At 45.2% G+C, this 14,073-nt stretch carries 18 protein-coding genes; 11 read left to right on the top strand and 7 right to left on the bottom strand.

Annotation, left to right across the window (positions count from 1 at the left end; translation table 11 throughout):
- Nucleotides 1-118: 118 nt before the first annotated feature.
- The 3 genes from ACMXYP_RS01655 to ACMXYP_RS01645 all read left to right on the top strand — a co-directional run bounded on the left by ACMXYP_RS01655 (nt 119) and on the right by ACMXYP_RS01645 (nt 2,905).
- Nucleotides 119-1,678 (top strand): methyl-accepting chemotaxis protein, encoded by a 1,560-nt coding sequence (locus ACMXYP_RS01655; RefSeq protein ID WP_415883279.1) that lies wholly within the window; start codon nt 119-121, stop codon nt 1,676-1,678.
- Nucleotides 1,679-1,831: 153 nt separating this feature from the next.
- Nucleotides 1,832-2,134, top strand: coding sequence for a GFA family protein (locus ACMXYP_RS01650; protein WP_415883278.1), 303 nt, complete (start codon nt 1,832-1,834; stop codon nt 2,132-2,134).
- Between the two features lie 51 nt (nt 2,135-2,185).
- A complete protein-coding gene (locus ACMXYP_RS01645; protein ID WP_415883277.1) occupies nt 2,186-2,905 on the top strand; it encodes a DUF1223 domain-containing protein in 720 nt (239 codons plus the stop codon).
- A gap of 78 nt (nt 2,906-2,983) precedes the next feature.
- Here the strand turns inward: ACMXYP_RS01645 and ACMXYP_RS01640 are convergent, their stop codons facing one another.
- Nucleotides 2,984-3,655, bottom strand: a complete 672-nt coding sequence (locus tag ACMXYP_RS01640; RefSeq protein WP_415883276.1) for a Bax inhibitor-1/YccA family protein — start codon at nt 3,653-3,655, stop codon at nt 2,984-2,986.
- A 132-nt stretch (nt 3,656-3,787) separates the two neighbouring features.
- Between ACMXYP_RS01640 and nhaR the strand changes: the two genes are divergently transcribed.
- The 5 genes from nhaR to ACMXYP_RS01615 all read left to right on the top strand — a co-directional run bounded on the left by nhaR (nt 3,788) and on the right by ACMXYP_RS01615 (nt 6,711).
- A complete protein-coding gene (gene nhaR / locus ACMXYP_RS01635) occupies nt 3,788-4,687 on the top strand; it encodes a transcriptional activator NhaR (protein ID WP_415883275.1) in 900 nt (299 codons plus the stop codon).
- 44 nt (nt 4,688-4,731) lie between these two features.
- Nucleotides 4,732-5,559, top strand: coding sequence for a polyphosphate kinase 2 family protein (locus tag ACMXYP_RS01630; RefSeq protein ID WP_415883274.1), 828 nt, complete (start codon nt 4,732-4,734; stop codon nt 5,557-5,559).
- A gap of 75 nt (nt 5,560-5,634) precedes the next feature.
- A complete protein-coding gene (locus ACMXYP_RS01625; protein ID WP_415883273.1) occupies nt 5,635-5,907 on the top strand; it encodes a hypothetical protein in 273 nt (90 codons plus the stop codon).
- Between the two features lie 97 nt (nt 5,908-6,004).
- The gene (locus tag ACMXYP_RS01620) at nt 6,005-6,208 is read left to right on the top strand and encodes a hypothetical protein (protein WP_415883272.1); all 204 of its coding nucleotides are present in this window, start codon (nt 6,005-6,007) and stop codon (nt 6,206-6,208) included.
- 197 nt (nt 6,209-6,405) lie between these two features.
- Nucleotides 6,406-6,711, top strand: a complete 306-nt coding sequence (locus tag ACMXYP_RS01615) for a c-type cytochrome (protein WP_415883271.1) — start codon at nt 6,406-6,408, stop codon at nt 6,709-6,711.
- A 65-nt stretch (nt 6,712-6,776) separates the two neighbouring features.
- Here ACMXYP_RS01615 and ACMXYP_RS01610 read toward each other — a convergent pair whose 3' ends face one another.
- Together ACMXYP_RS01610 and pomA are read right to left on the bottom strand one after the other, a co-directional pair.
- Nucleotides 6,777-7,718: a flagellar motor protein MotB gene (locus tag ACMXYP_RS01610; RefSeq protein ID WP_415883270.1), complete on the bottom strand. Its 942-nt coding sequence runs from the start codon at nt 7,716-7,718 to the stop codon at nt 6,777-6,779.
- A gap of 20 nt (nt 7,719-7,738) precedes the next feature.
- On the bottom strand, nt 7,739-8,497 hold the full coding sequence (pomA, locus tag ACMXYP_RS01605) for a flagellar motor protein PomA (protein WP_415883269.1): 759 nt from the start codon (nt 8,495-8,497) through the stop codon (nt 7,739-7,741).
- A gap of 173 nt (nt 8,498-8,670) precedes the next feature.
- Here pomA and ACMXYP_RS01600 point away from each other — a divergent pair, with 173 nt between their 5' ends.
- The 3 genes from ACMXYP_RS01600 to ACMXYP_RS01590 are packed head-to-tail and all read left to right on the top strand — an operon-like array spanning nt 8,671 to nt 11,592.
- A complete protein-coding gene (locus tag ACMXYP_RS01600; protein WP_415883268.1) occupies nt 8,671-8,913 on the top strand; it encodes an exodeoxyribonuclease VII small subunit in 243 nt (80 codons plus the stop codon).
- Between the two features lie 2 nt (nt 8,914-8,915).
- Entirely contained in the window at nt 8,916-9,797 is an 882-nt protein-coding gene (gene ispA, locus ACMXYP_RS01595; protein ID WP_415883267.1) for a (2E,6E)-farnesyl diphosphate synthase, read from the top strand.
- Between the two features lie 16 nt (nt 9,798-9,813).
- Nucleotides 9,814-11,592: a 1-deoxy-D-xylulose-5-phosphate synthase gene (locus ACMXYP_RS01590; protein ID WP_415883266.1), complete on the top strand. Its 1,779-nt coding sequence runs from the start codon at nt 9,814-9,816 to the stop codon at nt 11,590-11,592.
- On the opposite strand, the gene ACMXYP_RS01585 is transcribed toward ACMXYP_RS01590, so the two are convergent.
- The 4 genes from ACMXYP_RS01585 to ribE are packed head-to-tail and all read right to left on the bottom strand — an operon-like array spanning nt 11,589 to nt 14,054.
- The gene (locus ACMXYP_RS01585) at nt 11,589-12,065 is read right to left on the bottom strand and encodes a phosphatidylglycerophosphatase A (protein WP_415883265.1); all 477 of its coding nucleotides are present in this window, start codon (nt 12,063-12,065) and stop codon (nt 11,589-11,591) included. The genes ACMXYP_RS01590 and ACMXYP_RS01585 overlap by 4 nt on opposite strands.
- 54 nt (nt 12,066-12,119) lie before the next feature.
- Nucleotides 12,120-13,085 carry a thiamine-phosphate kinase gene (thiL, locus tag ACMXYP_RS01580; RefSeq protein ID WP_415883264.1) on the bottom strand — a complete coding sequence of 322 codons (966 nt, stop codon included), beginning with the start codon at nt 13,083-13,085 and terminating at the stop codon, nt 12,120-12,122.
- 3 nt (nt 13,086-13,088) lie between these two features.
- Nucleotides 13,089-13,574 (bottom strand): transcription antitermination factor NusB, encoded by a 486-nt coding sequence (gene nusB, locus ACMXYP_RS01575; RefSeq protein WP_415883263.1) that lies wholly within the window; start codon nt 13,572-13,574, stop codon nt 13,089-13,091.
- 6 nt (nt 13,575-13,580) lie between these two features.
- Complete coding sequence (gene ribE / locus ACMXYP_RS01570; RefSeq protein WP_415883262.1) at nt 13,581-14,054, bottom strand: 6,7-dimethyl-8-ribityllumazine synthase; 474 nt, start codon at nt 14,052-14,054, stop codon at nt 13,581-13,583.
- Between the last annotated feature and the right edge of the window lie 19 nt (nt 14,055-14,073).

Raw genomic sequence — 14,073 nt, 5'->3', positions numbered from 1 at the left:
CTATATCACTTAAATACAGCTATAACTATTACTAAACTGTGCAGATCAAATACATTGTACACATCTAATAATTAAGAGCCGTTAGTTTTTACTTTTTGCATGCGAAGAAGGGTGAACCATGAAAAAAATGCCAGTTACCAACCGCGAGGTGGTACTACCTGAAGGTCAGCGCATTATTTCAACAACAGACCTCAAAGGACGTATCACTTACGTTAATCAGGTTTTTTGTGATATTTCAGGGTTCACTGAAGAGGAGCTTTTAGGTAAAGCCCACAATATTGTTCGCCACCCAGACGTGCCACCCGCTGCCTTTGAAAACCTCTGGATGTCCTTAAAAGAAAACCATGCGTGGCGCGGAATTGTTAAAAACCGTTGTAAAAATGGCGATCATTACTGGGTCGATGCTTACGTAACCCCTTTGTATGAAAAAGGCCAAAAAGTTGGCTATCAATCGGTTCGCTTTAAGCCAACCGCCGAACAGGTTTCTAAAGCAGAAGTTATTTATTCAGTGGCCAATGCCGGTAAAGCGGGCAAGGCATTAAAACTGAAATCTATTAGCAACCAAACATTTGCTATCTTCGCCTTAATTTCATTTATTAGTTTAATTGCTTCATGGTTTGCAGGTGCGTCACTGCCTATTTTAGGAATTATGGCTCTGACCGAAGTTCTTTTAGGGGCCTGTCTGTTGCGCTTAACCGCTCCAATTAAAGAGCTAGCTAATCGTGCACGCGATCGCTTCAGCAATCCTCTAATCCAATTAATGTACTGCCCTCGTCAGGATGAATTTGGTGAAATTGATCTCGCTTTACAGATGAATGAAGCCAGAAACACTACCGTACTTACACGATTGGGAGATGTTAGTCACACCATTGATCAAGCCATTGATGTCACCGATAACGCTATCCGTCAAACTAACGAAGGGATCAGCCAACAAGATAAAGAAAGTGACATGGTCGCCGCTGCTGTTCACGAAATGGCATGTGCATCACAAGAAATTGCAGCTAACACTAGCGATATGTCGAATGCATCGCAGAATGCACGCTCTACAACTGAAGAAGGTCGAAGCGCACTATACAACACGGTAAATCACATTAAAGATCTGTCTAATGAAGTAGTGGAAGCAACGGAAGCTACCATGGAGCTAAAACAACATACAGATGCGATCGGCAATGTCGTAACGGTGATTAATGATATTGCTGAACAAACCAACCTACTAGCACTGAACGCTGCTATCGAAGCCGCGCGCGCAGGTGAAACAGGACGCGGCTTCGCAGTGGTAGCAGATGAAGTTCGTACCTTAGCAACACGTACGCAAAATTCTACTCAAGAAATAGAAGCCTCAATTGAAAGTGTACAGTCTGCTGTAGATAAAACAGTCAACATCATGGAGCAAAGCCGCGATCATGCTAAGCAAAGTGTCGATGTGGCAAACATTGCTGATGAAGCCTTCCAAACAGTACAAAGCTCTATTGATGATATTTCTGATCGCTGTTTACAGATCGCCAGCAGTTCTGAACAACAGTCCTCCGTTGTAGAAGAGATCCAACAAAATATCGTCGCGATCAGGGACCTTGCCCGTCGCAACAGTGAAGCCTCTGATGAAACCGCTTCCGCTAGCAGTGAACTGCATGAACTGGTAAAACAACTAGATTCAATGGTGACAGCGTTTGATCGCTAGGATGATTTCATGAGCGGAGAAGAGGTTTACAGGGGCAGTTGTTTATGTGGTGAAGTTCAGTATGAAATATCACCACCCTTTTCCACCTTTCAATACTGTCACTGTTCACGTTGCCGCAAAACCACTGGCAGCGCACATGCTAGCAACATAATAATGCCACCAGAGCAATTCCGCTGGACGGCGGGAGAAGCATACGTTGGACGCTATGAACCCAGCGATGCCAAACATTTTGCTGTCTGCTTCTGTAAAAAATGTGGATCTAACCTACCGTGGCTAGCCCAAACAGGTAAAGCAATGATCATTCCAGCCGGCACACTGGATACAGGCCCCGAGGTACCACCGGAACGTAATCTTTTTTGGGGCAGTCGAGCCGATTGGTATCAAACCGTGAATCAATTAGATGCCTTTGACACACTCCCTGGCAAAAGCCCAGCATGTAAGATCGATGTTGAATAACTGAACTCACTCAAGGCTCTGAAGTCTCATAGGAAATGAGAGGACAGAGTTATGAAATCGTTCGCCAATTCGTTAATTGCAGCCTGCCTTTATTTCTTACCTCAAGCTTTAGCGGCTGAGCAGATCTTTGAAAATCAAGGAGCTGTACCTCAGTTAATTGAGCTCTATACCTCAGAAGGCTGTTCCAGCTGCCCTCCAGCAGAACGCTATATCAACAGCTTTATAGGTTCCGCAGACCTTTGGAAAAAGGTAGTACCTTTAGCCTTTCATGTAGACTATTGGGATTACATTGGCTGGGAAGATCGATTTGCCCAACCTGAGTTTAAACAGCGCCAATACAATCATCGCCGCTTAGGAAATTTAAAAAGTGTGTATACACCGGGCTGGATTAGCTCCGGCAAAGAATGGCGAGGGTTTTTCCAAGGCAAAGCCCTACCCAATCAATCTTCCTCTGGGGGACTACTTAAAGCTAGCCTCAACAGCCAAACCCTCAAAGTAAGTTATACCCCAAAAAGGGACCGAAAGGTGCTTATAGCTCATGTTGCAGTACTCGGGTTTAATCTCAGTAGCCAAGTCACTTCAGGCGAAAATGCAGGCCGCCTACTTCAACATCAATTTGTGGTTTTACATAAACAACAAAAAGCCCAATCAGACTATAACTGGAGCTTTGAACTACCCCATCTACAAACGTCTCAAAAGCATGCATTGGCCATTTGGGTTTCAGAACGAGATCAACAACCAATTCAAGTTGCTGCCGATTGGCTGAAATAAAAAAAGGCGACCTAAAAGGTCGCCTGAATACCCCAGTGGGGTTATCACAAGTGCATAGCTAATAAAGGGTTTAATGTCTTAATCTTCACCACCTAGGAAACCTAGGATATGCAATAAACTGGTAAACAAGTTATAGATGGACACATACAAGGACACTGTTGCCATGATGTAGTTTGTCTCACCGCCGTGCAGGATGTTGCTTGTCTCATAAAGAATAAAACCAGACATCAACAGTACAAACATTGCCGATACAGCTAAAGACAGAGCAGGAATCTGGAAAAAGATTGCCCCTAAGCCTGCAACAAACGCCAGTAAAACACCGACCATTAAGAAGCCACCCATAAAGGTAAAGTTCTTACGTGTGGTTAAAACATAAGCTGATAGGCCTAAGAAAATTATTCCTGTCATACCCATCGCATTCATTACGATAGAACCGCCACCCGGCATTGACAAATAATGACCAACAATAGGGCCTAGGGTGTAACCCATAAAACCAGTCAGAGCAAAGACTGAAGGTAATGCCCAAACACTATTGCGCAGCTTGTAGGTCAGAAAATATAAACCAAAAAAGCCGACTAAAGAGATGATGACACCGGGGTGAGGTAACTGGAGCGCAATGGAACCACCAGCAATGATCGCACTGAACAGCAAAGTCATAGATAACAATGCATAGGTGTTGCGTAGTACTTTATTAGACTCTAACGCAGATGGTTGCGTCTGAGCTGCTGAAGATCTTATAGATGTATTCATACACCCCTCCTGGTTTTTACTAACCAAAAGCCAAAAGGCTTTCCGGTATCAACAGTTCAAAATTTAACCGCCTACCAAAAACAATAAAACTCGATTATTATTAACAAAAGCATCGATTTTACCGAGTTTTTGATGATTAATTACAAACACCTTCACTATTTCTGGATGGTCGCTAAAGAGGGGAGCATAGCTGCTGCTGCTGAGCGTCTGAGTGTTACACCACACACAATTAGTGCTCAGCTGAGCTTGCTTGATGATTACCTTGGCTGCTCTCTCTTCACAAAAGTAGGTAGGCAATTAGAACTCACCGAAACGGGTCATATGGTTTTAAGCTACGCCAGTGATATCTTTTCGTTGGGTGGCGAACTGGAAGAACGGGTCCGTAATTTAGATAAGATCCGTCCCTTAGTTTTCAAGGTAGGCGTGGTAGATGTAGTACCGAAATCGATCGCTTATCACCTACTCTCCCCGGCTATGGATGACATCAACAATGTCAGAATGATTTGCCATGAGGGTGATATCAACGAGCTACTCGCAGAGCTTGCCCTGCATAGATTAGATCTGGTGATTTCAGAATCACCTATACCTTCTGATGTCAGTATTAATGGTTTTAGCCATAGTTTAGGCACCTGTGGCAGTAGTTTTATGGCAAGCCCATCAGTAGTTGAGCAACTAAGTGGAGAGTTCCCCCACAATCTTAATGGTTCCCCTATGCTGCTTCCAAGCGAAACAACCATTGTCCGCTCACAACTGCTACAGTGGTTTAGTAAGAACCGTATCCATCCTCGAGTGGTAGGCGAATTTGATGACAGCGCATTGATTAAAGCATTCGCCAATGCTGGTAAAGGGATTATGGTGGTACCTACGCCGATTAGAGATGAAGTATCTGCGCAGCTCGGTTTGGTGACGCTAGGTGAAACCAATGAGATTGTGAATAACTTTTACGCAATTTCTATCGAACGAAAGATCTCGCATACCGCTGTGGAAAAGATCACTACAGCCGCTAGAGACTGGTTAAAAAGCAGTAGTTAGGAACCACTATAACCATTACTTAACACGATGAGGGAGAATTTTTAATGCATACACCCAGCGCGATCATACTCAAATATCCCTCTCCTCAATTAGATTCAATAACATTCGAAGATGCGGTACTCGCAGACAAAAATGACTATCTAAAGAAATTGAAAAAATGGCAAAAGCGCATACTTGAAGTACAACAAGCTTATTATCATCAAAACCGCCGGGCCATAATTGTATTTGAAGGCTGGGATGCCAGTGGTAAAGGCGGCGCTATTAGACGTATCACCGAAAAGTTAGATCCTCGCGGTTTCACTGTTCACCCAATTAGTGCGCCAACATCAATCGAACAAAGCAAACACTACCTTCAGCGCTTCCAAGAAAAATTGCCGCCCGCAGGTTCTATCGCGATATTTGATCGTTCGTGGTACGGCCGTGTATTAGTGGAGCGGGTTGAAGAGTTTGCTTCACCACAGCAATGGCAGAGAGCCTACCAAGAGATAAACGAATTTGAACGTAGCTTGATTGATGATGGTGCTCGCATAATAAAAATCTTTATGCACATCACCCCCGATGAACAACTGAGGCGTTTTACCGAGCGCCTAAACAATCCAGTTAAACGCTGGAAGCTAACCACAGAAGATATTCGTAATCGTGAACGTTGGGAAGATTATACTCACGCGATCAATGACATGTTGCACTACACACATACAGAAATTGCAGCGTGGAATGTCATTGCAGCCAACCATAAATGGTACACACGGATAGAAGCACTCAAATGTGTTGTAAAACAACTATCCTCTGAAGTTGATATAACACCGCCGCCTTTAGATCCTGAAGTCACTGCGGCCGCCTACTCCTCTTTAGGCATCAAAGCTAAAGATTGAATAGATAGGCTTCAGAAACAAAATCCTGAATGCCTACTATGCTGTTAGTATCGAACCAAGCAAAACGCAGCACTCATGAATACTTCTCGCAAAGAAAGCGTCATTCAAATAAGTATTCTGGATATTCAGAAACGTCTGCTTCCTCGCGCCTATGAACTTCGTGACCGTTTACAAGCAGGCCTAGCAGCAGAATCCTACGACCTCGAGTTTTTAGAGACTCTCCACAAAGCGATCCAGAATTTACATATACTTTCTACAGATTCACCAGAGCACCATCTATTTATTGGTAACTTAGTACAGCTTTACAGTGCACTCATCAGCATGGCACTAAAAAATTCCGAAGACTAAAACCTCGCTCCCCATTCAACAAAATCATCAATTGAATGACATATTTCTGTAATAAATCTAATGCATGATGAGTATTAAATTTAAAGAGGCAAAGAAAATGACAGAAACAACTTTAACAACTCAGCTGAAGCAGTTGCTGAAACGTGGCTATTCCGAAATGGATGTTCGCAACTTAGCAATGGCACCTAAAAACATCGTAGATCAGGCCATCGCAGAGTTTCATGCGGAAGAACGTATCCATGAAAAAACCATTCAAATTCAACATAACCAGGCTAATTTTGCCATGCGTTTAGGTAACTAAGCCCGCCAACCAAACCAATCTTTCCTGTATCAAGCTATCCTTTAGCATTATTTCGTTCTTCTATTGACTTTGTTCAGATACAATTCACTCTGTTTGGGTTACTAATAGATGCTACTAGGGGGTAGCAGACTTGGTTGTGAGGGCGAAGTCGAATTAGTCCCAATGACAAACTCATGAGCACCTACAGGAAAATTACAATGAAAAAACTACTGATGGCGACTGCAGCTGCAGCAATGATGATTCCAGCAGCAGCAATGGCAGAACGTGACGGAGCTACTGTTTACAACACTAAATGTGCAATGTGCCACGCATCTGGTGTTGCTGATGCACCTAAAGTAGGTGATGCTGCAGCGTGGGCTGAACGCTCAGCACAAGGCATCGATGCACTTTACGCTACAGCTGACAAAGGTAAAGGCCAAATGCCACCACGTGGTCTTTGCATGGACTGCACAGACGGCGAACTAAAAGCTGCGATCCAGTACATGGTTGATAACTCTAAGTAAGTTAGAGTTTCAGCAATAAAAAAACCGCCTTTTGGCGGTTTTTTTATTGGAGCAGTAATTATTGCTTAGAAAATATCATCAGGTCTTAGATTGATAACTTCCCCATCAGGATCGCCATCTTGGCGCGCCTGAATCTTTTCTAAGGATTCCTTATCTTTACCCTTCTGCACAATAATCTCTACACGGCGGTTCTTAACACGGTTTGCACGAGTATCGTTTGGCACTAATGGTTTCGTGTCTGCCAAACCGAGTACTTTAAAGCGAGATTGATCGATTCGCGGATCGCCAAATAGTTCATGCGCTACCGCCAATGCGCGTGCAACAGACAGATCCCAGTTAGATTCAAAGCGTCGACCGGCATAAGGGATATTATCACTGTGCCCTTCAATAGCGACACGACCTTTAACATTTAAAAGCACATCTCTGATTTTAGCCAACACAGGAATTGACTCGAACTTCAGCTCGGCAGAACCGGAATCGAAAGAGCCTTTCTCCTTGATACGGATAATAATTTTCTTACCATCCGTCTCAACTTCAACACTACCTTCACCGATCTCTTGAGCCAAAGCAGCAGCAAACTCAACCGCTTCCTCTTTCGCTTCCTGCTCTTGTTGTTTCTGCAGCTCTTGCGCTTCACCCGCCTCTTTATCAGGCGAGTCGCTATCACCCTCTTTAGATCGAATATCCAAGGTATTCATATCGTTATTGACCGTCATCTGACGGACTTCGTTAAGAGGCGTGGGTTCTGGTCGACCAGGGCTAAATTCCTGCGCGATAATAGAGGTACCCTTTGGAATATCCTCTACTTTAATCTGGTTTTGAACACCAAACGCTTCGCGCATTGAACCTGCCAACTGTTTAAACTTCAGTACGTCCATCTCCGAGAAGGAAAGTAGAAGTACGAAAAAGCACATCAGCAGCGACATCAAGTCGCCAAACGTTGCCAACCAAGCCGGAAGCCCGGGGGGGCAGGGGGGGCATTCTTGTTCTTCGGTATCGTCACTCATCGCTCTAGTCCTTTACCGAATTAACCTTCAGCCGCTGCACGCTTGCCTTCTGGCAGATAGTTACGCAACATTTGTTCGATAACACGAGGGTTCTGACCCGCTTGGATAGCCAACAGACCATCAATAATCAAAGCCGAGTTCAACGCTTCCTCATCTTTACGGACGTTTAGTTTATCTGCCAAAGGAATGGTGACCATGGTCGCAAGCATTGCACCATAAAGGGTAGTTAGAAGTGCTACCGCCATCGCAGGACCGATGGATTTAGGATCACTCATGTTTGATAGCATCTGTACCAGACCTACCAGCGTACCGATCATCCCCATTGCAGGACCTACATCCCCCATCGCGGAGAATACAGTCGCACCAAATTCATGACGATCGTGAGTCAACTTAGCTTCTTTATTCAGCAGACCTTTGACGACTTCAGGGTCGTGACCATCCACCAGCAACTGGATTCCTCGCTGCATGAAATCGCTACTTACCGTCTTATCTTCTAGAGAAAGCAAGCCACCTTTTCGCGCCGCATCGGCCAGATCTACCGTTTCAGCGATAATCTCTTCTGGATTTAACGACTTGAACATAAATGCTTTAGCCGCAACTTTGCCGGCACCAAGGAACTGGGGCAGTGTGAATTTCATCAATACAACAAAGATGGAACCACCAACAACGATCAACAAAGACGGAGGGTTAATAAACACCCCAGCATCACCACCAGTGACGATCGCAGCTATTACAATACCAAAACTGCCTAATAATCCGACGAGCGTTGCTATATCCACTCATTACTCCTTAATTAAGCGCGCAAACTGTTCAAATCTAAGCTGCCTATCATAGCAAAAAAGCACAGGGTTTCACCCATCATACAATCGTTTAACTATAGAAATTGTATGTATATTTGCTTATAGCTGCTGGCTTCGGTAAGTTTAGCGCTTTCAATCTAAGATTCGCTCTTATGCCACGTAAGAAAAAAACAACTGACTTTGAACAATCCCTGCAAGCACTTGAATCCCTAGTGACCAAAATGGAACAAGGAGATCTTTCCTTGGAAGAGTCACTTCAAGCCTTTGAAGAGGGTGTCAGCCTAACTCGAGAGTGCCAAGGAATTCTTACTCAAGCAGAGCAAAAAGTTCAGCTTTTGATAGAATCCGACGGTGAACTTTCAACCAAACCGTTTACTGCAGACGAGGACAGCTGATCTTGGAGATCCGCAATCTACTCAAGAGCTACCAAGAGCGGGTAGATCACCACCTTCAGAAATGTATCAATAAAGACAGTATAGATCCGGTCCTACAAGAATCTATGCAATATTCACTATTCAATGGTGGAAAACGCATTCGACCGGCTTTGATCTATATGGTCAATGCAATGCTAGGCAGCAGTCACGAACAAGCCGACAGCGCAGCAGCCGCTATTGAGTGCATACATAGCTACTCTTTGGTTCATGATGATCTTCCGGCAATGGATGATGACGACCTAAGACGAGGCAAACCAACCTGCCATATTGCTTTTGATGAAGCGACCGCAATATTAGCGGGTGACGCTTTGCAATGTTTAGCATTCGAATTGATCTCATCCGATGACAAACTAACGGCAGAAACTCGTTTAAACCTTATCCAAAAGCTGAGTCATGCGTCTGGGCATCAAGGTATGGTTGTCGGACAATCGTTTGATCTGCGTAATGTGGGCAACTCTCTTTCACTTGAGCGGCTTGAAGCTATGCACCAACATAAAACCGGTGCCCTGCTGACTTGCTCAGTGCAAATGGGAGCCATCTGTGCAGGCTTAACCGATCAAAAACAGTTAGCCGCACTCGCAGAATATTCCAACGCCATCGGCCTAGCCTTCCAAGTACAAGATGACATTCTCGATATAGAAGGCGATTCTGCAGTGATCGGAAAACCTCAAGGTTCTGATCTAGAACAGAATAAACCTACGTATCCAGCTCTATTGGGTTTGGAAGGTGCTAAGCTGAAATTACAGCAGCTTCATCAACAGGCCCTATCGGCATTAGATGTATTCGGCGAAGACGCATCAGAACTAAAAGCCCTCGCTGATTTTATTGTGCATCGCGACCACTAATAACTGATCGAGCTTTATGTTCCATACAATCCCAAGTAAACGCCCTAACACACCTCTGTTGGATAGCATTGATAATCCAATCGCTCTGCGTTTACTCACGCCCGAACAACTTCCAGAGCTAGCTGAGCAATTAAGAGCTTATCTACTCTACAGCGTCGGACAAAGTGGCGGCCATTTCGGTGCAGGACTGGGTGTGGTGGAACTAACAGTGGCTCTGCATTATGTTCTTAACACACCGCAAGATCATTTAGTGTGGGATGTAGGTCACCAATGCTACCCCCATAAGATCTTAACCGGCCGTCGCGAACAGTTACCCCAAATCCGACAGAAAGAGGGACCATCCCCCTTCCCTAAACGGGACGAGAGCCCATATGATGATTTTGGTGTAGGTCATTCCAGCACCTCGATTAGTGCCGCTCTAGGCATGGCAATTGCCGATAAGATCCGTGGGATAGAGAGTAAATCTGTAGCCGTAATTGGTGACGGTGCGATGACGGCTGGTATGGCGTTTGAGGCGTTGAACCATGCAGCACATACCAACACCAACCTGCTGGTAATCTTGAACGACAACGATATGTCGATCTCCCACAATGAAGGCGGGCTGGCGACTTATCTAGCAAAAAACTTTAAAGACAGAAATGACGGTGAGACCACCACCGCCCTCTTTGAAGCGCTAGAGTTTGAATATACAGGCCCTGTTGATGGTCATGACTTTTCTAAACTCATACCGGTATTACAAGACATTCTTAATCGACCAGGACCACAATTCCTTCATTTGGTAACAACGAAAGGTAAGGGTTTCAAACCTGCTGAAGACGATCCGGTTGGTTATCACGCAATTACTAAGATCGATCCAATTCACCAAAAGCCTACGAAGAAAATCAGTTATTCCAATGTCTTTGGTCGTTGGATTTGCGATCTAGCCGAACAAGACCCACACCTGACAGCCATTACCCCGGCTATGCGTGAAGGCTCAGATTTAGTGGAGTTTTCTCAGCGCTTTCCTGACCGTTATTTTGATGTGGCTATCGCCGAACAACACGCACTGACTCTAGCGGCTGGTATGGCCTGCCAAAATATTAAGCCGGTAGTAGCCATCTACTCGACTTTTCTGCAGCGAGCTTATGATCAACTGATCCATGATGTGGCCATTCAAGATCTCGATCTATTGCTGGCCATCGATAGAGCTGGCTTAGTTGGGGAAGATGGTTCAACCCATGCAGGTTGTTTTGATATTGGCATGCTTCGCGGCTTACCAAAAGCTGTATTGATGACGCCTTCAAGTGCCGAAGACCTTCGCAATATGCTTTTCACCGGTTACCAATATCAAGGCTTAGCTGCGGTTCGCTATCCACGAGGCAGCGTTCCAGCACAAATAGATACACCCATGCAGGCAATTGAGCTAGGGCAAAGCCGAACGCTCAATCAAGGCAGTAAAGTTGCGCTTCTAAATTTCGGACCTTTACTAGAAACAGCTCAAGAGGTTGCAAACGACCAAGGTTATACCCTAATCGATATGCGCTTTGTTAAGCCTCTAGATCAAAATGTCCTTAAAGATGCAGCAGAAAGTCATGACTTATTAGTCAGCATAGAAGATCACAGCATCATTAACGGCGCAGGATCAAGTGTGAGTGAGTACCTACATCAAGAACAGATCAACACACCTTTACTGATGTTAGGTATACCTGATCGTTGGATTGGCCACGCATCTCGCGCACAGCAACTTCAACAATGCGGTCTTGATGCTGCAGGTATGATTAAAGCAATCGGAGATCGACTAAAAACGATCGCTTAAAGCCAAAAATAAGCGACTAACTGCAGAATTGCCGCGGCATAAACACCTGCTAGCAAGTCATCCAGCATTATACCCACACCACCAGAAACTTTCTGGTCAGCCCATTTGATCGGCCAAGGCTTCCAAATATCAAAAATACGGAATAGCACAAAACCAAGAGCAATCCATTCCCAGCCAGTTGGTGCAAGCGTCATGGTCAGCCAAAAGCCAACAAACTCATCCCAGACAATGCCGCCATGATCATGCACACCAATATCTTTTGAAGTGCGATCGCATAACCAAATGCCGATGATAGTCGTAACCACCAACATCAATAGATAAAACGGCAAACTCAAGTGTTGGAACCAAAGATAAGGAATGATCGCCGCCAAAGTGCCTACTGTGCCAGGCATCCAAGGAGCAGCACCGCTACCTAGACCAAACGCTAGAAAATGGATCGGATTTTTCCAAACACTACTAGGTACTTTATTCACGGTTATTCCTTTACGGCTTAGTCTAACAATCGCGGCTAACAGCCTACTTGAACATCAGGATTGGTGGAAGTGATCATAACCTGAGCCTGAAATTTCACAAGGTTCCCCTCGAAGAAACAGACTGAGTTCTGACTCCTCTGTGACCTTACCAATAACGGCTACTGAGGTTGGCAAACTAGGGATTAACGCTAAATGCTCCGGCGGCAGGGTGAAACATAGTTCAAAATCCTCACCACCGGTCAACGCCCACTGCTGCGCCTGCTGTTCCCCATAAGTATCCACCAGCTGAGAAGAGATCGGCAAAGCTTCTATCTGCAAACGCGCACCTAGGTTGCCACTAGCTTTTAAAATGTGCGCTAAATCGGATAACAAGCCATCAGAGATATCCACACAACTACTGGCAGAACCCACTAACGATTGACCTAGGCTGATACGCGGCACAGGCGAATAGAAACGCTCGAGCAAATACTCCGCATGAGTTTCATTAGTGAAGCCCTTAAGCAGCCCTTCAAGACCTCCACGGCTATCACCTAAGCTACCACTAACACAGATAATATCGCCCGGTTTAGCCCCATGACGACAAAGTCCCTTCCCTTGAGGCACAAAGCCATGCACTTGAGCAGAGAGAGCTAGAGGCCCACGCGTGGTATCACCACCAATGAGCGCAATACTGTACTCCTGGCATCGTATACCTAATTGAGAACTAAAGCGTTGCAGCCAATCTGCATCGGTTTGCGGCAACGTAAGCGCAAGCGTCAGCCAAGCAGGCTTTGCGCCCATAGCAGCTAGATCACTGACAGTGGAACCCATAAGGCGATCTGCGAGCTTTTCCGGCTGTATGTCAGGCAGAAAATGAGTGCCTTCAACCAGCGTATCAATAGAAATGGCGAGTTGCTGACCCTCGGGCAAATTAAGTAGAGCACAGTCATCCCCTACCCCTAAAGCAACAGAAGCATCCGAAGATGCTTCTGAAACCTGTGCGAAGTAGCGCTGTATCAGCTCAAATTCACCCAGCGGCATAGCTTACGCTTTACCTTCTCGTTTAGCGCGAATTTCGGCCATACGCACACGTTGCGCTAGTTTATCTAGCACGCCGTTCACATAACGATGACTGTCGGTTGCCCCGAATGTCTTCGCCAATTCAACACTTTCATTGATCGCGACGCGATATGGCACTTCCATGCGTTTAGAAAGCTCGTAAGCACCGATACGTAGAACGTTCAATTCAACAGGATCCAACTCTTCGATCTGACGATCAAGGAAGTCAGTAAACAGACCATCAAGCTCTGTTTTAGTTGCCGCAACGTTCTGCAACAATTCAGAGAATAAACGTACATCCGTATCACGCATGTCGTTATCTACACGGAATTGCGCTTCTAGTTCATGCAGAGGCTGACCAGCTAATGACCAAGAATACAAAGCCTGCAGCGCATAGCTACGAGCATTACGACGCTGAGATGTTAGCGAAGGTTTCTTTTTAGCTGCAGATTTTTTTTCGTTGTCACTCATCTGGCTTTAAACCTCAAGCTGCTTAAGCAAGCTAACCATTTCCAGAGCGGAAAGCGCTGCTTCTGCACCTTTGTTACCCATTTTAGTACCTGAACGCTCAACAGCTTGTTCGATGCTGTTTACTGTAAGGATGCCATTCGCAATAGGAAGATCGTAATCCAAAGATACCTGAGCAACACCTTTAGAGCTCTCGCCAGATACGTACTCAAAGTGTGGAGTACCGCCACGGATAACCGCACCTAGTGCGATGATCGCGTCATCTTTCTTCTGCGCTGCAACGCGTTTAACTGCCAACGGAATTTCGAAAGCACCAGGCACACGGATCACACGAATATTATCTTCGCTTACGCCATGACGCTTTAGAGTGTCGATTGCACCCTCTAGCAAGCTCTCAACAACGAATGCATTAAAACGGCCAACAACAATTGCATAGTTGCCGTCTGCGTTTACAAAATCACCTTCAAAGGTTTTAACAGTCATGATTTAAATACCGTTACAG

It is taken from the genome of Neptuniibacter sp. QD34_54 (assembly GCF_047778055.1).
Taxonomy (GTDB): domain Bacteria; phylum Pseudomonadota; class Gammaproteobacteria; order Pseudomonadales; family Balneatricaceae; genus Neptuniibacter.
Note: the sequence above shows the minus strand (reverse complement) of the source record. Positions and strands in the feature narration are given on the sequence as shown.